Annotated in this window: 16 protein-coding genes; 9 read left to right on the top strand and 7 right to left on the bottom strand. The window is 53.9% G+C overall.

The window, feature by feature from the left end:
• Positions 1–73: 73 nt before the first annotated feature.
• Positions 74–1180 carry a porin OmpC gene (locus tag M987_RS21000; protein WP_014071074.1) on the bottom strand — a complete coding sequence of 369 codons (1107 nt, stop codon included), beginning with the start codon at positions 1178–1180 and terminating at the stop codon, positions 74–76.
• 741 nt (positions 1181–1921) lie between these two features.
• Between M987_RS21000 and rcsD the strand changes: the two genes are divergently transcribed.
• Positions 1922–4594 carry a phosphotransferase RcsD gene (rcsD, locus tag M987_RS21005; RefSeq protein WP_041162257.1) on the top strand — a complete coding sequence of 891 codons (2673 nt, stop codon included), beginning with the start codon at positions 1922–1924 and terminating at the stop codon, positions 4592–4594.
• Between the two features lie 16 nt (positions 4595–4610).
• Positions 4611–5261 carry a response regulator transcription factor RcsB gene (rcsB, locus tag M987_RS21010; RefSeq protein ID WP_003859405.1) on the top strand — a complete coding sequence of 217 codons (651 nt, stop codon included), beginning with the start codon at positions 4611–4613 and terminating at the stop codon, positions 5259–5261.
• A 75-nt stretch (positions 5262–5336) separates the two neighbouring features.
• Here the strand turns inward: rcsB and rcsC are convergent, their stop codons facing one another.
• Positions 5337–8183, bottom strand: coding sequence for a two-component system sensor histidine kinase RcsC (gene rcsC / locus M987_RS21015; protein WP_014071076.1), 2847 nt, complete (start codon positions 8181–8183; stop codon positions 5337–5339).
• A 135-nt stretch (positions 8184–8318) separates the two neighbouring features.
• A complete protein-coding gene (gene gyrA, locus M987_RS21020; RefSeq protein WP_014071077.1) occupies positions 8319–10955 on the bottom strand; it encodes a DNA topoisomerase (ATP-hydrolyzing) subunit A in 2637 nt (878 codons plus the stop codon).
• A gap of 132 nt (positions 10956–11087) precedes the next feature.
• On the opposite strand from gyrA, the gene ubiG reads away from it, so the two are divergent.
• The 4 genes from ubiG (at position 11088) to yfaE (ending at position 15886) form a co-directional block, all read left to right on the top strand.
• A complete protein-coding gene (gene ubiG / locus M987_RS21025) occupies positions 11088–11816 on the top strand; it encodes a bifunctional 2-polyprenyl-6-hydroxyphenol methylase/3-demethylubiquinol 3-O-methyltransferase UbiG (protein ID WP_014071078.1) in 729 nt (242 codons plus the stop codon).
• A gap of 348 nt (positions 11817–12164) precedes the next feature.
• Positions 12165–14450: a class 1a ribonucleoside-diphosphate reductase subunit alpha gene (gene nrdA, locus M987_RS21030; protein WP_014071079.1), complete on the top strand. Its 2286-nt coding sequence runs from the start codon at positions 12165–12167 to the stop codon at positions 14448–14450.
• 51 nt (positions 14451–14501) lie between these two features.
• Entirely contained in the window at positions 14502–15632 is a 1131-nt protein-coding gene (nrdB, locus tag M987_RS21035) for a class Ia ribonucleoside-diphosphate reductase subunit beta (RefSeq protein ID WP_014071080.1), read from the top strand.
• Positions 15632–15886 (top strand): class I ribonucleotide reductase maintenance protein YfaE, encoded by a 255-nt coding sequence (gene yfaE, locus M987_RS21040; protein WP_014071081.1) that lies wholly within the window; start codon positions 15632–15634, stop codon positions 15884–15886. The genes nrdB and yfaE overlap by 1 nt, the downstream gene beginning before the upstream one ends.
• A gap of 103 nt (positions 15887–15989) precedes the next feature.
• Here yfaE and glpQ read toward each other — a convergent pair whose 3' ends face one another.
• Positions 15990–17048, bottom strand: a complete 1059-nt coding sequence (glpQ, locus tag M987_RS21045; RefSeq protein ID WP_014071082.1) for a glycerophosphodiester phosphodiesterase — start codon at positions 17046–17048, stop codon at positions 15990–15992.
• Between the two features lie 11 nt (positions 17049–17059).
• Complete coding sequence (glpT, locus tag M987_RS21050; RefSeq protein WP_014071083.1) at positions 17060–18412, bottom strand: glycerol-3-phosphate transporter; 1353 nt, start codon at positions 18410–18412, stop codon at positions 17060–17062.
• 255 nt (positions 18413–18667) lie between these two features.
• Between glpT and glpA the strand changes: the two genes are divergently transcribed.
• From glpA to glpC, 3 genes are read left to right on the top strand one after another with little or no spacing between them, the layout of a single operon-like run.
• Entirely contained in the window at positions 18668–20296 is a 1629-nt protein-coding gene (gene glpA / locus M987_RS21055) for an anaerobic glycerol-3-phosphate dehydrogenase subunit A (RefSeq protein WP_014071085.1), read from the top strand.
• The gene (gene glpB / locus M987_RS21060; protein ID WP_014071086.1) at positions 20286–21536 is read left to right on the top strand and encodes a glycerol-3-phosphate dehydrogenase subunit GlpB; all 1251 of its coding nucleotides are present in this window, start codon (positions 20286–20288) and stop codon (positions 21534–21536) included. Before glpA ends, glpB begins: the two co-directional genes overlap by 11 nt.
• Positions 21533–22723 (top strand): anaerobic glycerol-3-phosphate dehydrogenase subunit GlpC, encoded by a 1191-nt coding sequence (gene glpC, locus M987_RS21065; protein WP_014071087.1) that lies wholly within the window; start codon positions 21533–21535, stop codon positions 22721–22723. Before glpB ends, glpC begins: the two co-directional genes overlap by 4 nt.
• Positions 22724–22757: 34 nt before the next feature.
• Here glpC and M987_RS21070 read toward each other — a convergent pair whose 3' ends face one another.
• A complete protein-coding gene (locus tag M987_RS21070; RefSeq protein WP_014071088.1) occupies positions 22758–23957 on the bottom strand; it encodes a nicotinamide mononucleotide deamidase-related protein YfaY in 1200 nt (399 codons plus the stop codon).
• 92 nt (positions 23958–24049) lie between these two features.
• Positions 24050–24592, bottom strand: a complete 543-nt coding sequence (locus M987_RS21075; protein ID WP_014071089.1) for a YfaZ family outer membrane protein — start codon at positions 24590–24592, stop codon at positions 24050–24052.
• Positions 24593–24594: the final 2 nt, after the last annotated feature.

The raw sequence follows: 24594 nt of genomic DNA on the forward strand, positions 1-24594 counted from the left end.
GGGGCATTTGTAAGACCCCAAAAAATGTATGAAAAAAGGGGCCAGATGGCCCCTTTGTAATACTGAGAAGCGATTAGAACTGGTAAACCAGACCCAGCGCTACGATGTCATCAGTACCGATACCAGCCTGTTTGGTGAAGTTGTTGTCATCCAGCAGGTTGATTTTGTAGTCCACGTAGGTGGACATGTTTTTGTTGAAGTAGTAAGTCGCGCCAACATCAACATATTTCAGCAGATCCTGGTCGCCGTAACCTTCGATGTCCTTACCTTTAGACTGGAGGTAAGCCACGGAAGGACGCAGACCGAAGTCGAACTGGTACTGAGCAACCACTTCGAAGTTCTGAGCTTTGTTAGCAAAGCCGTAAACGTCGCTGTTGTTCTGGGAGTTACCGAAACGGGTTGCGTTATAGGTCTGAGAGTACTGCGCGGCCAGATAGATGTTGTTCGCATCATATTTCAGACCACCAGAGTAGACTTCAGCGTGATCGCCGTTACCCAGTGCTGCGGTGTTGTTCTGATCGTAAGTACGTTTGGAAGAAGACATTGCACCACCGATGCTGAAGCCTTCACCCAGGTTGTAGGTCAGGGATGCGCCGTAACCGTCACCGTTCTGTTTCAGGGTGCTACGACCGGTGTTGTTCTCGCCGTCTACGCTGCCATTTTTACCCTGATACTGCAGAGCAAAGTTCAGGCCATCAACCAGACCGAAGAAGTCCTGGTTACGGTAGGTTGCTACGCCGTTAGCACGGGATTGCAGGAAGTTATCTGCACCGTAGGTGTCGCCGCCAAATTCTGGCAGAACGTCGGTCCAGGAGGTCACGTCGTAGATAACGCCGTAGTTACGACCGTAATCGAAAGAACCCGCATCAGCGAATTTCAGACCTGCGAACGCAACACGAGTCCAGGACTGGTTGTCGCTTTCAGAGGTATTACCCTGAATCTGGTATTCCCATTGGCCGTAACCGGTCAGCTGATCGTTAACCTGAGTTTCGCCTTTGAAGCCGATACGCATGTAGGTCTGGTCGCCGTCGTTACCTTTGTCGTCGGAGAAATAGTGCAGACCGTCGACTTTACCGTACAGATCTAATTTGTTGCCGTCTTTGTTATAAATTTCAGCCGCATTTGCTGCGCCTGCTACCAGCAGTGCTGGTACCAGGAGGGACAGTACTTTAACTTTCATGTTATTAACCCTCTGTTATATGCCTTATTATTACCACTGCTTACTGATTAACCCTCTTAACCAGTCGGCAATTTCATTCTCCTTAAAATTACAGAATAATCCAACGGGAATATGATACGAAAACTTTGAAGATGTTTCATTTTTCACCCAAGATGTTTCATTTTGTAAATTCACGGGAACTTTTACAAAGCACGAAGAGCTTAAAAATATAGCACTTATAATCAAACCAAAAATTTCACTATATAAAATCAATAAGTTACACATAAAAATGTTACAGCACTGAATGACAAAACAAAAACCAGCAAAATCACTAAAATAACTCTCGCTATCATCATTAACTTTATTTATTACCGTCATTCAGTTTTGAATGTCTGTTTATCCCTAATTGAACCGAATGCCGAGCATTCGGTTTTTTTTTACCTTTCTTTACGTAATTATATTTTCGTTGTGCTACCACCCGGAAATCATAACGACTATTAATTAAATTCAGCCGAAATCATCTCGCCGTATTCGCCACTCCTGAAAAGCATAATTTCTTGTTAATTCGTGCTATTTCCTGAACTTCGCCGTTTCTTATTTGTACAAACACCCTCAAGTTGTACACGTTTAATGCAATGTAGCGCAGGGATAATCGCCATGGAAAAAGTCATCTATTCACAGACGACGGCGCTGGAAATTCAGTTATTACCCTTTATACTGCCCTATCCCCTTAAAGCGCGGCCATCACGGGTTAACATATCAATGAGTCAGTCTGAAACCACCGCCCCGAGCAAATTCTCCCTTCTTCCCGGGAGTATCACCCGTTTCTTTCTTCTGTTGATCGTCGTGCTGTTAGTCACGATGGGGGTGATGGTTCAGAGTGCGGTTAATGCCTGGCTGAAGGATAAAAGCTATCAGGTCGTGGATATTACCCATGCGGTGCATAAGCGCATCGATACATGGCGCTACGCTACCTGGCAGATTTACGACAATATTGCCGCTGCGCCTGCAACGTCATCCGGGGAAGGGTTACAGGAAACGCGCCTGAAGCAGGACGTTTACTACCTGGAAAAACCGCAGCGTAAAACAGAAGCACTCATTTTCGGTTCGCACGACAGCGCAACGCTTGAGATGACCCAGCGCATCTCCTCGTACCTTGATACCCTTTGGGGTGCAGAAACAGTACCGTGGTCGATGTACTATCTGAACGGTCAGGACAACAGCATGATCCTGATTTCGACCTTACCACTCAAAGATCTCTCCTCTGGTTTTAAAGAAACCACGGTGGGCAGTATTGTGGATTCCCGTCGTGCGGAAATGCTGCAACAGGCCAACGCACTTGATGAACGCGAGAGCTTCTCTTCATTACGCCGCCTTGCCTGGCAGAACGGTCACTACTTTACGCTTCGCACCACCTTCAATCAGCCAGGGCACCTGGCAACCGTGGTGGCATTTGATCTGCCTATTAACGATCTGATCCCACCGGATATGCCGCTGGACAGTTTCCGTCTGGATCCCGATAACAACACGCAAAACATGCGCACGCCGCCGGATAAAGAAGGCGCTGAAAGTGTCGCTATCTCCTTTAACGGTTCGAAGATAGAGATAGCTTCCTCGCTTAACTCGACCGGGATGCGCCTGGTCTGGCAAGTGCCGTTTGGCACCCTGCTGCTCGATACGCTGCAAAACATTTTACTGCCGCTGCTGCTGAATATTGGTCTGCTGGCACTGGCGCTGTTTGGTTACAGCACTTTCCGTTTCCAGCCAGGACGTCAGAGTGAAACTGCATCGACCTCAGCAGGAACCAGCAATGAACTGCGCGTATTGCGGGCGTTGAACGAAGAGATTATTTCCGTTCTGCCGCTTGGGGTGCTGGTTCACGATCAGGAGGCGAACCGCACGGTGATGAGCAATAAGATTGCCGATCATCTGCTGCCGCATCTTAATCTGCAAAACATCACCACCATGGCGGATCAGCACCAGGGCGTGATTCAGGCCACCATCAATAATGAACTGTATGAGATCCGTCAGTTCCGCAGTCAGGTCGCTTCCCGCACGCAAATCTTTATTATCCGCGACCAGGATCGTGAAGTGCTGGTCAACAAAAAGCTCAAGCAGGCGCAGCGACTTTACGAGAAAAACCAGCAGGGTCGTGCGGCATTTATGCAGAATATTGGCGAGGCCTTTAAACGCCCATTGAAAGCCCTCGCGAGCGGAGTCGCCAGCATCAACACGCCTGAAGGCCATCAGATAGCCAGCCAGGCGGATTCACTGGTTCGCCTGGTGGATGAAATTCAGCTGGCGAATATGCTGGAAAATGACAACTGGAAAGGAAGCTCTACCCTCTTCTCTATCCAGGATTTGATCGACGAAGTGGTGCCTGAGGTTTTACCGGTTATTAAACGCAAAGGGCTGCAACTGCTGATCAACAACCACTTGCCAGCCAATGACGAACGCCACGGCGATCGGGAAGCGCTGCGCCGTATTCTGCTGATGCTGATTCAGTATTCGGTGACCACCACCCAGATTGGCAAGGTGACGCTGGAGGTTAGTACCGACGAATCGGCTGACGATCGTCTGACGTTCCGCATTCTGGATACCGGAGAAGGCGTCACCACAAGTGAAATCGATAACCTGCACTTCCCGTTCCTGAACGATACCCAGAGCGATCACTACGGCAAAGCCAATGCCCTGACCTTCTGGCTGTGCGATCAGCTGGCGCGCAAACTTGGCGGGCACCTGAATATCAAAGCCCGCGAGTCGCTTGGCACCCGTTATTCTCTGCACGTGAAAATGGCGGCAAATCTGCAAGAAGAAGATGAAGAACGCCTGCTGGATGAAGTGACGGTGATGGTAGATGTGACCTCAAATGAGATCCGCAATATCGTGGTTCGTCAGTTAGAAAACTGGGGAGCGGCGTGCATCACGCCTGATGAAAGACTCACGAGTCAAGAATTTGATCTGTTTTTAACAGATAATCCGTCTAATCTTACAGCCTCCGGCTTGCTTTTAAGCGATGATGAGCCAGGCGTGCGAAAAATCGGCCCTGGCCAGATGCGCGTCAACTTTAATATGAGCAATGCTATGCAGGAAGCTGTACTACAACTAATAGAAGAACAGCTGGCGCAAGAAGAGATCCTGGAGTCCCCTTTGGGCGGCGATGAAAATGCCGAACTCCATGCCAGTGGCTACTATTCACTCTTTGTTGATACAGTACCAGATGATGTTAAGCGGTTGTATACTGAGTCCGCTGCAAATGATTTTGCAGCGCTGGCACAGACAGCACACCGGCTTAAAGGGGTGTTTGCCATGCTTAATCTGGTTCCCGGCAAGCAGTTATGTGAAACGCTGGAACATCTAATTCGTGAGAAAGATGCCTCTGGCATTGAAAAATATATCAGCGACATTGACGCCTACGTCAAAAGCTTGCTGTAGCAAGGTAGCCTAATACATGAACAATATGAACGTAATTATTGCCGATGACCATCCGATTGTACTGTTCGGTATTCGCAAATCACTTGAACAGATCGAGTGGGTGAATGTAGTCGGTGAATTTGAAGACTCCACAGCACTGATCAATAACCTCCCAAAGCTTGATGCACACGTGCTCATTACCGATCTCTCCATGCCGGGCGATAAATACGGTGATGGGATCACGCTCATCAAATACATTAAACGCCATTTCCCGGATATCTCGATTATCGTTCTGACCATGAACAACAACCCGGCGATTTTAAGCGCCGTGCTGGATCTGGATATCGAAGGAATTGTGCTGAAACAAGGCGCGCCGACCGACCTGCCAAAAGCGCTGGCCGCGTTGCAGAAAGGCAAGAAATTCACCCCTGAAAGCGTTTCCCGTCTGCTGGAGAAAATCAGCGCGGGTGGCTACGGTGACAAACGTCTGTCGCCAAAAGAGAGTGAAGTTCTGCGCCTGTTCGCTGAAGGTTTCCTGGTGACCGAGATTGCCAAGAAGCTGAACCGCAGTATTAAAACCATCAGTAGCCAGAAGAAATCAGCCATGATGAAACTGGGTGTGGATAACGATATTGCACTGCTGAACTATCTCTCCTCCGTTACGCTGAGCGCAACGGACAAGGATTGATCCTCGGCGGGTGTGCGGCCTGATGCTCTCACCCCAGCCCTCTCGAACAAACAAAAAGGCCCTTACGGGCCTTTTTTATATCCGCGTTTTTCTTACCCGCTCGGCATAAATTGACAGCGTCTGCTTGAGCACGTCCAGCGTCACCGGTTTCGACAGGCAACTGTCCATGCCGGATTCAAGACAGCGTTGCTTCTCTTCCGCCAGCGCATTTGCCGTCACCCCTACTACCGGCAGCGTCAGGCCAAGCTGGCGAATACGCTGCGTCAGGCGATAACCGTCCATGTTCGGCATGTTCACGTCGCTCAGCACGATATCGATGTGGTTTTTACTCAGGACATTCAGGGCGTCCACGCCGTCATTGGCCGTTTTACACTGGTAACCCAGCGAACCCAGCTGGTCGGCCAGCAGTCGGCGGTTAATCGGGTGATCATCTACCACCAGAATCATCATATCGTCGTTCTCAGACGCCAGAGATTCCGGTGACGGCAGAGCCGCAGCGCCTTCGCTGTCTTCCAGCTGGACACTATAAATACGTGCCAGCAGCCCCAGAATTTCATGCGGCGTGGCGACGCTGTGGATCCATTCCCCCGGAGCGCGTTCAAGCGGGATACCAATATGACGACGGCAGAACATGACCACGCCCCTCCCCGTCCAGGCCTGTTCCAGCTCGTCATCGGTGACCAGCATATCGTCAGCATCCGGCGTTTGCCCTTCATAACGCGACACCCGCATCCCGCTGTTGCTCAGCAACGAAACAAGGAAATCATGCAGTGAGGCGTTGTGCACCGCCAGCCAGCAGCGTTTGCCGTTCAGCCCGTCCAGCGTGGATTTCACCGGATACTGCGCCGAATAGAGCGGAATACGAATGGTGAACTGGCTCCCCATGCCCGGCTCGGTGTCGACGGAGATATCGCCGTCCATCATGCTGATCAGTTTTTCACAAATCGCCAGCCCCAGTCCTGTGCCCTGGAAGTTACGCTGCACCCCGGTGCCGACCTGGAAGAATGGGTCAAACAGGCGAACCACTTCCTTCGCCGGGATCCCCACGCCCGTATCGCGCACGCGAATGCTCAGGTAATCTCCAGCGCGACTGACGTGCAGCACAATGCACCCGATGTCGGTAAACTTAATGGCATTGCTCAGCAGGTTAGAAATCACCTGCTGCAAACGCATCGGGTCGCCCTGTAGCGTCAGCGGCACATCCGGTTCGATAAAGCAGTAAAGCCCGAGCTGTTTGCGCACCACCAGCGGCATGTAGTTGGCGCTGATGTGGTTCATCACTTCACGCGGGGAGAACTCTCGCGGCTCAATTTTCAGCTGCTCAGACTCAATTTTGGAGAAGTCGAGGATATCGCTGATGATTTTCAGCAGCAGGCTCGACGAGTTGTTCATCGCCGTCACCAGGCGCTCAACGCCGTTTGGCAGCTCTTTGGTTTGCAGAAGATCGAGGTTACCGATGATCCCGTACAGCGGGGTGCGCAGCTCGTGGCTGACTGTCGCAAGGAACATGGATTTCGACTGGCTGGCCTGCTCTGCCGCCTGGGCCATTTCCTGCAATGACTCTTCCATTTTCACGCGGGCAGAGACATCCACCAGCACACAAATCGCCACGTTTTCATTACGATAACGGGAATGGACGAAACTGATTTGCAGGTTGGTGTGGGTGCTGGTCAGCACATCCACAAAGTTAACCTGCTGCCCGCAGATAATCTGCGTCAGCCGCTGCCTGTCTTCATGCGTCAGCATGTTCAGATAGTTGTGCGCCAGCTCGTTACTGAGGATGTTCGTCCCATCCTGGGTGCGCAGGATACAGATGCCCACCGGGGCGGAAGCAACAATTTTACGGTTAAACTGCTCGTGCTCTTCCAGCCTCTGCGCGTCATTTTCCGCCGGGATAAAGATTTTCCGCTCATACATTCGCGCCAGCGTAAACAGCGCAATCCCGACCAGCACATTAAGAATGATGGCGTTAAGGATAAGGATGCGGATCCGCTCAAGCACCATATCCACCGGCACGGAGTAAACAATGCTGAGCGAAGACGGCGGTAAACTTTTCTTCAGCACCAGCTCACGGAAACCGGACGTGTAGCCAAACCATGAACGTTCCTGCATCCAGTGGTAATCGACTTTTAAACGGTTTTCCGGCCCGGTCAGGGAAATCAGGGTGTGACCATTTTCATCCAGAACGGTCACGCCCATCGGCAGGCTGCCAGGGGTGAAGAAGTTCTCCATACGGATGGTTTGTTCAATACCCAGCAGGGCCTGTAGGCGATTCCCCAGATAAACCGGCGTCAGGGCATAGAAATAACCCACGCCCATACGCGGGCCCTGGCTTATCCAGAAAAGATTGTTGCCGCGCTCGTCCTGCGGCGCATTGCGGTACTTCACGATCCGCTCATGCAGGCTTTTCAGGGCGTCATCGCGTTCAACCGGAACATCCCGCAGGCCGAAATCAGCCATGCACAGGTTATCGCTGCCTATCAGGAACACGCGATTAAGATCGTAGGCAGCGGAAAAATTATCGCGCCAGTAGCGCATAAACCAGGCCAGTGATTCCAGCGAACCCCGCCAGGTGCTGCCCATTGCAGAGCAGTCAGAGTCCGGGAACAACGGTTCGAAGTCCGGCACTTCCGTTTTGTCATTTCGCCCGCGCGTGGCAAGCACCCCGTTTTCCGCCGTCAGACGATTTTCAGCGATGTACTTCAGCTCTTTCATCACATCTGAGGTGCGCTGAATATAACGCTGAGCCTGATCGGAACTGAGATTGAACTCCTGGCGGATCTCAGATTCTTTCTGGTGTAGCGCATTAACGATGTAAAACACCGAGAACAGTGCCACCAGCAACCAAAGCAAGAGCGCCAACGCCCGAAACAGATAGCGAGAAACTTTTAGCGTGGTACGAAAGGAAACGAGGTATTTCAAGGGGGCGAGGCTCCGCCGTCGGGGTCAAAAAGAATGGGTTTAAGGTAGCGGTAAACGCGCCTTGTCGCAACGTTCACTTGTCTGCATCTGAAAAAGAAAAGGGCCGGAATCCGGCCCTTTTTGCATCAGGAGACATTACTCGTCAGCGTCATCCGCTGCATCATCGTCGGTGTCGGCTTCTGGCGCGATTTCATCGTCGCCTTCTGCTGCGCTTCCGTCGATAGAGTCGAGCTCTTCGTCATCCACTGGCTCTGCCACACGTTGCAGGCCCACTACGTTTTCATCTTCCGCCGTACGGATGAGGATAACGCCCTGGGTATTACGGCCAACCACGCTGATCTCGGAAACACGGGTACGCACCAGCGTACCGGCATCGGTGATCATCATGATCTGGTCGGTATCATCTACCTGAACCGCGCCCACAACGGAACCGTTGCGCTCGGTCACTTTGATAGAGATAACGCCCTGCGTGCCACGGGACTTGGTCGGATATTCCGTTTCTGCGGTACGTTTACCGTAGCCGTTCTGCGTCACGGTCAGGATTGCCCCTTCACCACGCGGAACGATCAGGGAAACCACGGAGTCTTCACCCGCCAGTTTGATCCCGCGAACACCGGTCGCTGTACGACCCATCGCACGTACTGCGTTCTCTTTAAAGCGCACCACTTTACCGGCGGCAGAGAACAGCATCACTTCATCGGAACCGGAGGTCAGATCCACGCCAATCAGTTCATCGCCTTCGTTCAGATTCACGGCGATGATACCGGCAGAGCGAGGACGGCTGAACTCGGTCAGCGCCGTTTTCTTCACGGTACCGCTGGCGGTCGCCATAAAGACGTTCACGCCTTCCGCGTACTCACGTACTGGCAGAATGGCGGTGATACGCTCGTTCGCTTCCAGCGGCAGCAGGTTGACGATCGGACGACCACGCGCGCCACGGCTCGCTTCTGGCAGCTGATACACTTTCATCCAGTACAGACGACCACGGCTTGAGAAGCAGAGGATCGTGTCATGGGTGTTGGCCACCAGCAGGCGGTCGATAAAGTCTTCTTCTTTAATACGTGCTGCAGATTTACCTTTACCACCACGACGCTGTGCTTCGTAGTCGGTCAACGGCTGATACTTCACATAGCCCTGGTGAGACAGGGTAACAACAACGTCTTCCTGGTTGATCAGGTCTTCGATGTTGATGTCCGCAGTATTCGCGGTGATTTCGGTGCGACGCTCATCGCCGAACTGATCGCGGATCAGCTCCAGCTCTTCACGGATCACTTCCATCAGACGATCTGCGCTACCCAGGATATGCAGCAGTTCAGCGATCTGCTCCAGCAGCTCTTTGTACTCGTCGAGCAGTTTTTCATGCTCAAGGCCGGTCAGTTTCTGCAAACGCAGATCCAGAATGGCCTGGGCCTGCTGTTCAGTCAGGTAATACTGACCATCACGCACACCAAACTCTGGCTCCAGCCACTCAGGACGCGCAGCGTCATCGCCGGCACGTTCCAGCATTGCTGCCACGTTACCCAGATCCCACGGACGCGCAATCAGGGAAGCTTTCGCTTCAGCTGGCGTCGGCGCGCGACGGATCAGCTCGATGATTGGGTCGATGTTCGCCAGAGCAACAGCCAGTGCTTCCAGGATATGAGCACGGTCGCGGGCTTTGCGCAGTTCAAAGATAGTACGGCGAGTCACCACTTCACGGCGGTGACGCACGAATGCGCTCAGGATCTCTTTCAGGTTCATGATCTTCGGCTGGCCATGGTGCAGTGCAACCATGTTGATACCGAAGGAAACCTGGAGCTGAGTCTGGGAATACAGGTTGTTCAGCACAACCTCGCCCACTGCGTCGCGTTTGATTTCAATCACGATGCGCATCCCGTCTTTGTCAGACTCGTCACGCAGCGCGCTGATACCTTCAACACGTTTTTCTTTTACCAGCTCGGCGATTTTTTCAATCAGACGAGCTTTGTTCACCTGATACGGGATCTCATGAACGATGATCGTTTCACGACCCGTTTTCGCGTCCGCTTCCACTTCAGCGCGGGCACGGATATAAATCTTGCCGCGACCGGTGCGGTACGCTTCTTCGATACCACGACGACCGTTGATGATCGCCGCCGTCGGGAAGTCCGGGCCCGGGATGTGTTCCATCAGCCCTTCAATGCTGATGTCTTCATCTTCGATATAGGCCAGGCAGCCGTTGATCACTTCCGTGATGTTGTGCGGCGGAATGTTGGTTGCCATACCTACGGCGATACCGGACGAACCGTTCACCAGCAGGTTAGGGATTTTCGTTGGCATAACGTCAGGGATTTTTTCCGTGCCGTCATAGTTATCAACGAAATCAACCGTCTCTTTTTCCAGGTCGGCCATCAGTTCATGCGCAATTTTCGCCAGACGGATTTCCGTATAACGCATTGCCGCGGCGGAGTCGCCGTCGATAGAACCAAAGTTACCCTGACCATCTACCAGCATGTAACGCAGCGAGAATGGCTGCGCCATACGGACGATAGTGTCGTACACCGCGGAATCACCATGGGGATGGTATTTACCGATTACGTCACCAACGACACGGGCAGATTTTTTGTAGGCTTTATTCCAGTCATTGCCCAATACGTTCATGGCGTATAGTACGCGACGGTGTACCGGCTTAAGGCCATCGCGGACGTCCGGCAGCGCACGGCCAACAATGACCGACATCGCATAGTCCAGATAGGAGCTCTTCAGCTCTTCCTCGATGTTGACCGGTGTAATTTCTCTCGCAAGGTCGCTCATCTAACCGCTATCCCTCTACTGTATCCCGGATTCAAAGGTCGCAAATTATAACACACCCACAGGGTTATAAACCAATTTGGTTTATTATCCTGATATACTGCCCCGTCTTTAAATTACGGAGTAAAAGCGTCCATGAATGCCGAAAAATCCCCGGTGGCTCACAACGTTGACCATGAAGAGATTGCCAAATTCGAAGCGGTGGCGTCCCGCTGGTGGGATCTCGAAGGTGAGTTTAAACCTTTGCACCGTATTAACCCGCTGCGTCTGGGCTATATCGCGGAGCGTTCCGGCGGTCTGTTCGGGAAGAAAGTGCTCGACGTAGGCTGTGGTGGTGGCATCCTGGCGGAAAGCATGGCGCGCGAAGGGGCAACCGTTACCGGCCTGGACATGGGGTTTGAACCTTTGCAGGTTGCACGCTTACACGCGCTGGAATCCGGTGTGCAGGTAGAGTATGTGCAAGAAACCGTCGAGGAACATGCGGCGAAGCACGCCCATCAGTACGATGTGGTGACCTGTATGGAAATGCTCGAACACGTTCCAGACCCGCAGTCGGTAGTGAATGCCTGCGCAAAACTGGTTAAACCCGGCGGGCAGGTGTTCTTCTCTACTATTAACCGTAACGGTAAAGCCTGGTTGATGGCCGTGGTCGGTGCAGAATATGTCCTGCGCATGGTGCCGAAAGGGACGCATGACGTGAAGAAATTCATCAAGCCTGCTGAATTACTGAGCTGGGTGGATCAAACGTGGCTCAAAGAGCAGCACATCACGGGTCTGCATTACAATCCATTAACAGACAAATTCAAGCTCGCCCCGGGTGTTGATGTTAACTATATGTTGCATACAACAGCCAAAAATGACTAACGTCATCAAATAATCTTATAAAGATTGCGCGACATCATGTTGCGCAATTTTGACCTCTCGTTGAAGAAATCAGCACTCGATCAAATTTTGAATTTTTTTTCTAAATTATTGACATGTCTTCCAGGCCTTACGGTACGAGGACTTAGGCTTTTTTACCCTTTCACAACCTCAATTTAACCTCAAAATCAACCCTTGTGCTGAAATGATTCGATACTAGAATACTCACCATATAGCGTTTCTCTTATCGCAAACCCCCTATATGTAGTATTTATCCACAGAGTTAGTCACAAGGCGAATCTGTGGATAAACGGGGGATATTTTTTATTTCACGGACAGGTAAAAACCCACATGAATCAGAGTCTGCTGGTGACAAAACGCGACGGTACTACCGAGCGTATCAATCTGGACAAAATCCATCGAGTTCTCGACTGGGCAGCAGAAGGACTGAACAACGTATCTATCTCCCAGGTTGAACTGCGTTCCCATATCCAGTTCTACGACGGTATCAAAACGTCTGATATTCACGAAACCATCATCAAAGCGGCGGCAGATCTGATCTCCCGCGAAGCTCCGGATTATCAGTACCTGGCTGCACGCCTGGCCATTTTCCACCTGCGTAAAAAAGCCTACGGTCAGTTTGAGCCGCCAGCACTTTACGATCACGTTGTGAAAATGGTTGAGTTAGGCAAATACGACACGCATCTGCTGGAAGACTACACGGAAGAAGAGTTCGAGCAGATGAACGGGTTTATCGATCACTGGCGCGATATGAACTTCTCCTACGCGGCAGTGAAACAGCTTGAAGGCAAATACCTGGTTCAGAACCGTGTCACTGGCGAAATCTACGAGAGCGCCCAGTTCCTTTATATTCTGGTTGCAGCCTGCCTGTTCTCTAACTATCCGCGTGATACCCGTCTGGAATACGTGAAGCGTTTCTACGATGCGGTGTCGACGTTCAAGATTTCTCTGCCAACGCCAATTATGTCTGGCGTGCGCACCCCTACCCGTCAGTTCAGCTCCTGCGTACTGATCGAGTGCGGCGACAGCCTGGATTCCATCAACGCCACCTCCAGCGCCATTGTGAAATACGTCTCCCAGCGTGCCGGTATCGGTATTAACGCCGGTCGTATTCGCGCCCTGGGTAGCCCAATTCGCGGCGGTGAAGCATTCCACACCGGCTGTATCCCGTTCTACAAACACTTCCAGACGGCCGTGAAATCCTGCTCTCAGGGCGGCGTGCGTGGTGGTGCAGCAACCCTGTTCTACCCAATGTGGCACCTGGAAGTTGAAAGCCTGCTGGTACTGAAAAACAACCGTGGTGTTGAAGGCAACCGCGTGCGTCACATGGACTACGGCGTGCAGATCAACAAACTGATGTACACCCGTCTGCTGAAAGGTGAAGAGATCACCCTGTTCAGCCCGTCCGACGTCCCGGGCCTGTACGATGCCTTCTTCGCCGATCAGGATGAGTTTGAGCGTCTGTACACCAAATACGAAAAAGACGACAGCATCCGTAAACAGCGTGTGAAAGCGGTAGATCTGTTCTCTCTGATGATGCAGGAACGTGCCTCTACTGGCCGTATCTACATTCAGAACGTTGACCACTGCAACACCCACAGCCCGTTCGATCCGGCCGTTGCACCAGTGCGCCAGTCTAACCTGTGCCTGGAAATCGCCCTGCCAACCAAACCGCTGGACGATGTAAACGACGAAAACGGTGAAATTGCGCTGTGTACGCTGTCTGCATTCAACCTGGGCGCCATTAAGAGCCTGGACGAGCTGGAAGAACTGGCGGTGCTGGCTGTACGCGCACTCGATGCCCTGCTGGATTACCAGGACTACCCAATCCCGGCGGCAAAACGTGGTGCAATGGGTCGTCGTACCTTGGGTATTGGCGTGATCAACTTCGCCTACTGGCTGGCGAAAAACGGTAAGCGTTATTCTGACGGCAGTGCCAACAACCTGACTCACCAGACGTTTGAAGCTATTCAGTATTACCTGATGAAAGCCTCTAACGAGCTGGCGAAAGAGCAAGGCGCGTGCCCGTGGTTTAACGAAACCACTTACGCCAAAGGCATCATGCCTATCGATACCTACAAAAAAGACCTGGACGGAATTGTCAGCGAACCGCTGCACCTCGACTGGGAAGGTTTACGCGAGTCCATCAAGGCCCACGGCCTGCGTAACTCCACGCTCTCTGCCCTGATGCCGTCTGAGACCTCTTCGCAGATCTCTAACGCCACCAACGGTATTGAGCCACCGCGCGGCCATGTGAGCATCAAAGCGTCGAAAGACGGTGTGCTGCGTCAGGTTGTGCCGGATTACGAAACGCTGGGTAACAATTACGAGCTGCTGTGGGAAATGCCAAACAACGACGGCTACCTGCAACTGGTTGGGATCATGCAGAAGTTTATCGACCAGTCGATCTCTGCGAATACCAACTATGACCCGACGCGCTTCCCGTCTGGCAAGGTTCCGATGCAACAACTGCTGAAAGACCTGCTCACCGCCTATAAATTTGGCGTGAAAACCCTGTACTATCACAACACCCGTGATGGTGCGGAAGACGCCCAGGATGACCTGGCACCGTCAATTCAGGACGATGGCTGCGAAAGCGGCGCATGTAAGATCTAATGAAGGGCGGGGATTTCCCCGCCTTTATTTCGTAAGACAGGACTCCAATTCATGGCATATACCACCTTTTCACAGACGAAAAACGACCAGCTCAAAGAGCCGATGTTCTTCGGCCAGCCGGTCAACGTGGCGCGCTACGATCAGCAAAAATATGACATCTTCGAAAAGCTGATCGAAAAGCAACTCTCCTTCTTCTGGCGCCCGGAAGAAGTTGACGTTTCCCGCGATCGTATTGATTTCCAGGCACTGCCGGATCACGAAAAGCATATCTTCCTCAGCAACCTGAAGTACCAGACGCTGCTGGACTCCATCCAGGGCCGCAGCCCGAACGTGGCGCTGCTGCCACTGATCTCGATTCCGGAGCTGGAAACCTGGGTGGAAACCTGGGCGTTCTCTGAGACGATCCACTCGCGCTCTTACACCCACATCATCCGCAACATCGTAAACGATCCGGCGGTGGTGTTTGACGACATCGTGACCAACGAGCAGATCCAGAAGCGCGCGGAAGGCATTGCGCACTACTATGATGAGCTTATCGAGATGACCAGCTACTGGCATCTGCTGGGCGAAGGCACGCACACCGTGAACGGTAAAAGCATTACCGTGAACCTGCGCGCGCTGAAAAAACAGCTGTATCTGTGCCTGATGAGCGTGAATGCGCTGGAAGCTATTCGCTTCTACGTGAGCTTCGCCTGCTCCTTCGCTTTCGCCGAGCGCAAGCTGATGGAAGGTAACGCTAAAATCATCCGTCTGATCGCCCGTGACGAAGCTCTGCACCTGACCGGCACTCAGCATATGCTGAACCTGCTACGCAGCGGTACGGACGACCCGGAGATGGCGGAAATCGCTGAAGAGTGCAAACAGGAGTGTTATGACCTGTTCGTACTGGCCGCTCAGCAGGAGAAAGAGTGGGCAGATTACCTGTTCCGCGATGGCTCCATGATCGGCCTGAACAAAGACATTCTGTGCCAGTACGTTGAGTACATCACTAACATCCGTATGCAGGCTGTTGGCCTGGATCTGCCGTTCCAGACCCGCTCCAACCCGATCCCGTGGATCAACACCTGGCTGGTGTCCGATAACGTGCAGGTTGCGCCGCAGGAAGTGGAAGTGAGTTCTTATCTGGTCGGTCAGATCGACGCAGAAGTCGATACTGACGACCTGAGCAACTTCCAGCTCTGATGACACGCGTAACGCTACGTCTTTCTGGTACAGAAGTGCTGTGCCAGGAAGAGCACCCTTCTCTGCTGGTCGCGCTTGAAGCGCATCAGGTTGAGGTAGAGTACCAGTGTCGTGCCGGGTATTGCGGCTCCTGCCGCTGCCGCCTGGTCGCAGGCCAGGTCGACTGGCTGACCGAACCGCTGGCCTTTATCAACGAAGGGGAAATTTTGCCCTGCTGCTGCCGGGCAAAAGGCGATATCGAAATCGAGATGTGATTGCCCTTGTTCCCTCTCCCCATGGGAGAGGGTTAGGGTGAGGGCATCAGGCCGCAGAGCCTGATTGTCGGGTGACGGCTTCGCCTTACCCGACCTACAAAACCTACTTCCGGTGAATGAATTCGACCGCTTTATCCGGGAAATCCGTAAACAACCCGTCCACACCCGCCTGGTGATACAACACGTCGTACAGCTGATTCACATCCGTTGCATACGGCGGCAACTGATCTGCCCGCACCGTATACGGATGCACCAGCATCTTGCTGGCGTGTGCTTCTTTCACCATCGCCGTCAGCTTTATGTGGCCTGGCGTTGAACCTTCTGCCACCAGCATATGGTAATCCGGCCCAATACCGTCGGCGTACTGCGCAATCTGTTTCATCGCGCCCGGCTTAAACATCCAGTCGTAGTTGTAGTTCACCCACTTCCCGTCAGGCTGTTTCTCCTGGGTTTCATTCCAGTCGGTATAGGCAATCAGCTGCACCAGGTTGAGGTTCATCCCCATTTTTGGCTCCAGCTCGGTTTTAATGCGCTTCAGTTCAGCGGCATCAAAACATTGCAGATAGACCTTGTCCTGCTTGCTGGTGTAACCGTACTTCTTCAGTACCTCCAGCGTTCTGGCAGCAATGTCCTTCCCTTCCTGATGATGGAACCACGGCGCTTTGATTTCCGGGTAGATGCCAATGTTTTTGCCCGTCGAGTGGTTCAGCCCCTGAACAAACTCGATCTCCTCTTCGAAGGTATGAATGCGGAAATCAGATTTACCCATCGGGAAACGTCCCGGATAGACCTGCACTTTCTTGCCGTTTTCAATTTCAAAGCCTTCGGTAAATTTCAGCGAGCGAATTTCCGCCAGCGTGAAGTCGATAGCGTAATAGCGCCCGTCCTTACGCGCACGCTGCGGGAAACGTTCGGCCACGTCTGTCACACGGTCAAGATAGTGGTCATGCAGGACGACCAGCTGGTCGTCCTTTGTCATCACCAAATCCTGCTCCAGATAATCCGCCCCTTGCGCATAGGCCATCGCTTTCGCCGGAAGTGTGTGTTCCGGCAAATACCCGCTCGCGCCACGGTGGGCAATCACGATTTTATCTGCCGCCAGTGCGGAACCGGTCATCAGGCCTGCCAGCAGCAGGCCGCTTGCTAATTGCGTTAATTTCATCGCAGTGCTCCTTATCCACGACGCGCCAGCACGTCGGCGTGGTGACGTTTTTCACCGATCATCACAACAATCAGCAGCAGAACAGCCAGCACGCTACCGCCAATCATCACCATAAAGCCGCCATCCCAGCCGAAGAAGTCAACGGTATAGCCCACAATGGCGCTCGCCGCGACCGAGCCGCCCAGATAACCAAACAGACCGGTGAAGCCCGCAGCCGTCCCTGCCGCTTTTTTCGGTGCCAGCTCCAGCGCATGAAGACCAATCAACATCACCGGGCCGTAAATCAGGAAGCCGATCACAATCATACAGGCCATATCCACGCCCGGGTTGCCCGGTGGGTTGAGCCAGTAAACCACGGTGGCGATAGTCACCAGGGTCATAAAGAACACGCCAGTTGCGCCACGGTTGCCACGGAACACTTTGTCCGACATCCAGCCACACAGCAGCGTGCCTGGGATCCCGGCGTATTCATACAGGAAGTACGCCCAGGAGGATTTATCCAGCGCGAAGTGCTTCACCTCTTTCAGGTAGGTTGGCGACCAGTCGAGGATGCCGTAACGCAGCAGATAGACAAATACGTTCGCCACCGCGATGTACCACAGCAGTTTGTTGGGCAGCACGTACTTCATGAAGATCTGCTTTGCGGTCAGCTCTTCTTCGTGTTGCTCGCTATAGTCATCCGGGTAGTCGTTTTTATACTCTTCAATCGGTGGCAGGCCGCAGGACTGCGGCGTATCGCGCATCAGCGCGAAGGCAAAAATCGCTACTACAATTGCGCCAAAGGCAGGCATGTAGAGCGCGGCTTTCCAGTCGTTGAACCAGGCCATCCCCAGCAGGAACAACAGCGGCGGAATACCGCCCCCCACGTTATGGGCACAGTTCCACACCGACACGATGCCGCCACGTTCTTTCTGCGACCACCAGTGCACCATGGTACGTCCGCACGGCGGCCACCCCATCCCCTGGAACCAGCCGCACAGGAACAGCAACACAAACATAACGGCAATGCTGGAGGTCGCCCACGGCACAAAGCCCATAAACAACATCACCGCTGCCGCCAGAATCAGACCGGCAGGCAGGAACACGCGCGGATTCGAGCGATCCGACACCGAACCCATAATGAATTTAGAAAAACCGTAGGCAATTGAAATCCCGGACAGCGCAAACCCCAGGTCGCCGCGTGAAAAGCCCTGCTCCACCAGATACGGCATGGCGAGCGCAAAGTTCTTACGTACCAGATAGTAAGCCGCGTACCCGAAGAAAATCCCGAGGAAGATTTGCCAACGCAGGCGACGGTAAAGCGGATCGATTTCTGCCTCTGGCAGACGCGCCCGATGCGGCGCAGGTTTGAAGATACTGAGCATGACAGCCTCCGTGGCCATATTTGAATTTTCAGAGGGTTATCTACCCCCTAACTCCAGAGAGGCGGCGATGTTAAAAAATCACAGTGATTGTTACTGTGAAACAACGCACAGATTGTTACAGAAATATGACAATATGCGCAAAAAAGCGCATGAAATCACGTTTCAATTTCGTATTTTGCTCGATTATGTTCGAAATCAAACAAACCACAGAATTGATGTGGCTAAATGGTAAAAAAACGAACATGAGGGAAGACAATGACAATTCACGATCCCCGTTATAGCGATGTGATTATCATTGGCGGTGGGGCAACCGGTGCCGGTATCGCACGCGACTGTGCCCTGCGAGGGTTAAACGTCACGCTGCTGGAGCGCCACGATATCGCCACCGGCGCAACCGGGCGTAATCATGGTTTGCTGCACAGCGGCGCACGTTATGCCGTCACAGACGGTGAATCCGCACGCGAGTGTATTGCCGAAAACCAGATCCTCAAACGCATCGCCCGTCATTGTATTGAACCGACCGATGGTCTTTTCATCACCCTTCCCGAAGATGATCTCGCGTTCCAGCACACCTTTATTACGGCCTGTACCGCCGCGGGTATTCACGCCGAAGCGATAGATCCCGCGCTGGCGCGTCGTATTGAGCCTTCTGTAAACCCGGCGCTGATGGGCGCCGTTAAAGTCCCTGACGGCACCGTTGACCCGTTTCGTCTCACGGCCGCCAATATGCTGGATGCCCGTGAGCATGGCGCCCGCATCCTGACCGGGCATGAAGTCACCGGGCTTATCCGCAAGGGAGATACCGTGTGCGGCGTGCGGGTGTTTGACCCGCAATATAATGAATACAGCGATCTGTATGCCCCCGTGGTGGTCAATGCGGCGGGGATCTGGGGGCAGCGCATTGCAGAATACGCCGACTTATCCATCCGCATGTTCCCGGCAAAAGGCTCGCTGCTGATCCTCGATCACCGCATCAATAACCATGTCATTAACCGCTGCCGTAAACCGTCTGACGCCGATATCCTGGTGCCGGGCGACACTATCTCGTTGATTGGCACCACTTCAACCCACGTTGACTACAGTGAAATTGATTACAACCGGGTGACCGCCGAAGAGGTCGATATTCTGCTGCGCGAAGGGGAAAAACTGGCTCCGGTGATGGCTCATACCCGAATTCTTCGGGCTTATGCGGGTGTACGCCCGCTGGTTGCCAGCGATAACGATCCCAGCGGACGTAACGTCAGCCGTGGCATTGTGTTGCTCGATCACGCAGAGCGCGACGGCATGGAAGGGTTTATCACTATCACCGGCGGTAAATTGATGACCTACCGTCTGATGGCACAGTGGGCCACAGACGCCGTGTGTCGCAAACTGGGCAATACCGAACCCTGCGTAACCGCAGATAAGCCCCTCCCCGGATCACAGCAATCCACGGAAAAAACGCTGCAAAAAATCATCTCACTGCCCGCGCCGCTGCGTGGTTCTGCGGTCTATCGCCACGGTGACCGCACACCAGCATGGCTCGGTGAGGGACGTCTTAGCCGAAGCCTGGTGTGCGAGTGCGAGGCCGTAACCGCAGGTGAAGTGCAGTACGCCGTTGAAAATCTGACGGTGAATAACCTGCTCGATTTACGCCGCCGCACGCGCGTCGGCATGGGGACCTGTCAGGGCGAGCTGTGCGCCTGCCGCGCGGCCGGGCTGCTGCAACGTTTTCACGCCACCACCTCAACCCAGTCGCTTGCTCAGCTCAGCGATTTTTTAAACGAACGCTGGAAAGGCATTCAGCCTGTTGCCTGGGGCGATGCCCTGCGCGAAAGCGAATTCACCCGCTGGGTCTACCAGGGGCTTTGCGGTCTGGAGAAGGAACAACACGATGAAATTTGATACGGTTATCGTCGGCGGCGGGCTGGCCGGTGTGCTTTGCGGTATCCGGCTGACACAGCAGGGTCTGCGCTGTGCGATCATTACACGCGGCCAAAGTGCCCTGCACTTCTCTTCAGGCTCTCTGGATCTGCTGGGCGCGCTGCCTGACGGCTCACCTGTCGACGCACCGCTAAAAGCCCTTGATTACCTACCCTCTGAACATCCTTATTCCCTGGTCGGCGCACAAAATGTTGCCCGTTTTGCCCATCAAACCGAAACCCTGCTGACGGCCTGCGGTGCACGCTTGCAAGGCAGCGCGCAATTCAACCACCAGCGGGTGACGCCGCTCGGCACACTGCGTAGCGCCTGGCTTAGCCCGGAAGAGGTTCCGGTCGCCCCCTTTAAAGCCAGACACGTGCTGGTGGTGGGCATCAGCGGTTTTCTCGATTTCCAGCCGCATCTTGCTGCGGCCTCGCTTAACCAGTTGGGTATCAGTGCCGACACGGCAGAAATTGAGCTCCCTGAACTGGATGTTCTGCGGGAAAACCCAAGCGAATTTCGGGCAGTCAACATCGCCCGACTGCTTGATAACGAAGACAAATGGCCGCTGCTGTTCGAAGCGCTAAAACCGCTCAGCAAAAAGTACGACACCCTGTTTATGCCCGCCTGCTTTGGCTTAACGGACAACCGGCTCTGGCGCTGGCTGTCAGATCGTCTTACATGCTCTGTCGGTTTACTCCCCACGCTGCCACCATCGGTGCCCGGCATTCGCCTGCATAACCAGCTACAACGCCAGTTCATCGCCCAGGGCGGTATCTGGATGGCAGGAGATGAGGTGAAAAATATCACCCTGACCGAGGGCGCAGTCAGCGAGATCTGGACCCGAAACCATGCTGATATTCCCCTGCGCACCCGTTTTGCGGTGCTCGCCAGTGGAAGCTTTTTCAGCAATGGGTTGTTAAGCAGCCGCACCGGCATCCGTGAGGCCATTCTGGGGCTGGACGTCCGGCAAAGCACGTCACGCGCCGACTGGTATCAGAGCGATTTCTTCACTCCGCAGCCCTGGCAGCAGTTCGGCGTTATTGTTGATAGCACCCTGCGCCCGCAACTGGCAGGCACGTCCATTGACAATCTCTACGCCATCGGCTCCATTCTGGGCGGATACGATCCCATCGCCCAGGGCTGCGGCGGTGGTGTTTGTGCCATCACGGGGCTCAGTGTTGCAGAACAGATTTGCCAGCGCGCGGAGGCGGAACAATGAACGACACCCATTTTGAAAGCTGCATTAAATGTACGGTCTGTACCACGGTTTGCCCGGTAAGCGGTGTTAATCCTGCCTATCCAGGGCCAAAACAGGCCGGGCCGGACGGCGAGCGCCTGCGCCTGAAAGATGGCGCACTGTACGATGAAGCGCTGAAGTACTGCATCAACTGTAAACGGTGTGAAGTGGCCTGCCCGTCAGATGTGAAAATTGGCGATATCATTCAGCGGGCACGGGCACGCTACAGCCAGCAAAAGCCCACGCTGCGCGATGCGATCCTCAGCCATACCGATCTGATGGGCAGTGTCTCAACGCCTTTCGCTCCGCTGGTGAATGCCGCCACATCGCTCAAACCGGTACGCCAGTTGCTGGATGCCACGCTTAAGATCGATCACCATCGCAGCCTGCCGAAATATTCCCACGGCACGTTCCGGCGCTGGTACAAATCGGTCGCGGCAGAACAGGCACAGTTTGCCGAACAGGTGGCCTTCTTTCACGGTTGCTTCGTGAATTACAACCATCCGCAGCTGGGGAAAGATCTGCTGAAAGTACTGAATGCGATGGGCACCGGCGTGCAACTGCTGAGCAAAGAGAAGTGCTGTGGCGTACCGTTGATAGCCAATGGTTTTACCGATAAAGCGCGTAAGCAGGCCAAAAGCAATGTCACGTCGCTGCGCGAGGCGATTATCGACAAAGGTATTCCGGTGCTGGCGACCTCATCCACCTGTACTTTTACGCTACGCGATGAGTATCCGCACGTGCTGGATGTGGATAACAGCGGCCTGCGTGAACACATCGAACTGGCAACCCGTTTTCTGTGGCGCAAGCTCGATAGCGGGCAGACCCTGCCGCTGGGCAAATTGCCGCTGAAAGTGGTCTATCACACTCCCTGTCACATGGAAAAAATGGGCTGGTCGCTCTACACGCTCGAACTGTTGCGCCTGATCCCCGGGCTGGAGCTGACGGTACTGGATTCACGTTGCTGTGGTATCGCGGGAACCTACGGCTTTAAAAGTGAAAACTACGCAACATCGCAGGCGATTGGGGCGCCTTTGTTCCGCCAAATTGAAGAAAGTGGTGCGGATTTGGTGGTGACCGACTGCGAAACCTGTAAATGGCAGATTGAGATGTCCACCAGCAAACGTTGCGAACACCCTATCACCTTGCTGGCGAAGGCTCTGGGGTAAGTTATGCCGGGGTGCGTTCACCCCGGCAAAGGGATTACCCGATAAACATCGACTCGACAACGTTAATCCAGCCGTGTTCGCTGGCCACCTCTTTTCCGTTCAGCCAGCGGCGCAGCATGTTCAGCGCCATCATGGCGCACACCTCCTGACGCACGGCTAAACTGTGGCGAGTAATGCTCATTCTCACCCGCAGCGCGTGCGTCCCTTCCGGGGTGGCGAGCGCAAAGTTAAGGTGGTCATCGTCAACCCCACCGATGGCAAGCGCCAGCCCGGCAAAATGATTCACCCTACGCTCAGACGCCCAGTGTGCGGTTTGCGCCAGCGTCTCTTGCTGGAACGGTACAACCTCGCTGGCGAGCAGCGGTGCTTCGGCCCTGGAAAGCTGCAATGCCAGCAATCCGCCGGTGAACTGTTCGCTTAAGGTGACGCTCAGCTGACGGGATTGCAGATTGCGGGCAATTTGCGCAGGCAATCCTTCCGTCCCTTCAAAAATCAGGCTTTCACCCGCCACGCGCTGCACTTCTGGCCATAGCGCCAGCATGGCCTCTTTTTGCGTTGCCGGCCCTGTCAGTTTGAGCTCGATAATCGGCATTGAGGAGCGGTAGCCCATCGACACGCCAGGTGGCAGTTGCAGGTGGTCAAGGCTTTGCGCCAGATCGCTTTCAGAGCGACCGAAAGTGGTCAGGCGCAGGCACAGCGGCGGTTCAGGCAGCGTAAAACGCTCGCGCAGGCGCGGCAGAATTTGTTGCTCCACCATCACTTTAAATTCAGAAGGGACACCCGGGGTGAAGAACATCAGGCAGCGGTTCAGTTTGATGGCGAATCCGCAGGCGGTGCCTACCGGATTATCGACCAGCTCGGCGCTGGCGGGAATTTCAGCCTGCTTGCGGTTGCTCGGAGCCATGACTCTGCCGCGTTCGGTGAAGAAGCGCTCCATCTGAGCGAGCCACTCTTCATGCATGACCAGGCCTTCACCTTTGGCCGTGGCGGCGGCCAGCGCGCTTAAATCATCACTGGTGGGGCCAAGCCCGCCATTCACAATCAGCACATCGGCGTGTTCACTGCGTTCACGCAGAATATTCACCAGCGACTCAAGATTGTCGCCCACCGTATTGCGGCGCGTTAACGGTAATCCTTGCTCAAAGAATAAATCGGCCAGCCAGGCAGCATTGGTGTCAATAATTTGTCCATGCAGCACTTCGTCGCCAGTGGATAACATTTCCACGCTTATCATTGTGTTCTCCCACTTCTATGGTCAAAACACTATAGCGCAATGAGGATGGGTGGGAAGAGAAACTGGCGCGGCAGAACACCGCGCCGAAGAGATTAGAAGCCTGCGCTGACACCCACATACGGGCCATCGGCCAGGGCGTTGTCGCGATTGCCATCTTTACCTGCCAGATTCAGGTAACGGTAGCCTGCTTCGATCGTGATCGGACGCATGATAGTCCAGCGCGCACCGGCGTTGGCTTCTTCATAACTATCAATGCCGCTGGAAAGCGAATCCGGGGAGTAGTAGTACTCGCCGAACAGGCCGAAGCTGTCGCCAATTTTCCACTGCAAACCACCACCGACTGCCGCCGCATAGCCTTCATCACCATCATTTGGATTGGTGTAAACGCCTTTGCCGCCTACGGTCGCCAGGAATGGCCCCAGAGGAATGTTCAGACCCAGGCCGAGGCTTGCCGCATCGCCATCGTCGTCGTTATGTGTCCAGCCGCCGGTCATTGCCAGGCCGGAAGTTTCCGTGCCCAGGCCAAAGCCCAGGTGGGTATAATCCTGACCCGCCGAGCCATTGAAGCTGATGGCTTTAGCCGCCGCAGAAACAAAAATAAGGCCGCTCAGGCCCAGTAATGCCACTTTTTTCATTG

The sequence above is a fragment of the Enterobacter soli ATCC BAA-2102 genome, assembly GCF_001654845.1.
Lineage (GTDB): Bacteria > Pseudomonadota > Gammaproteobacteria > Enterobacterales > Enterobacteriaceae > Enterobacter > Enterobacter soli.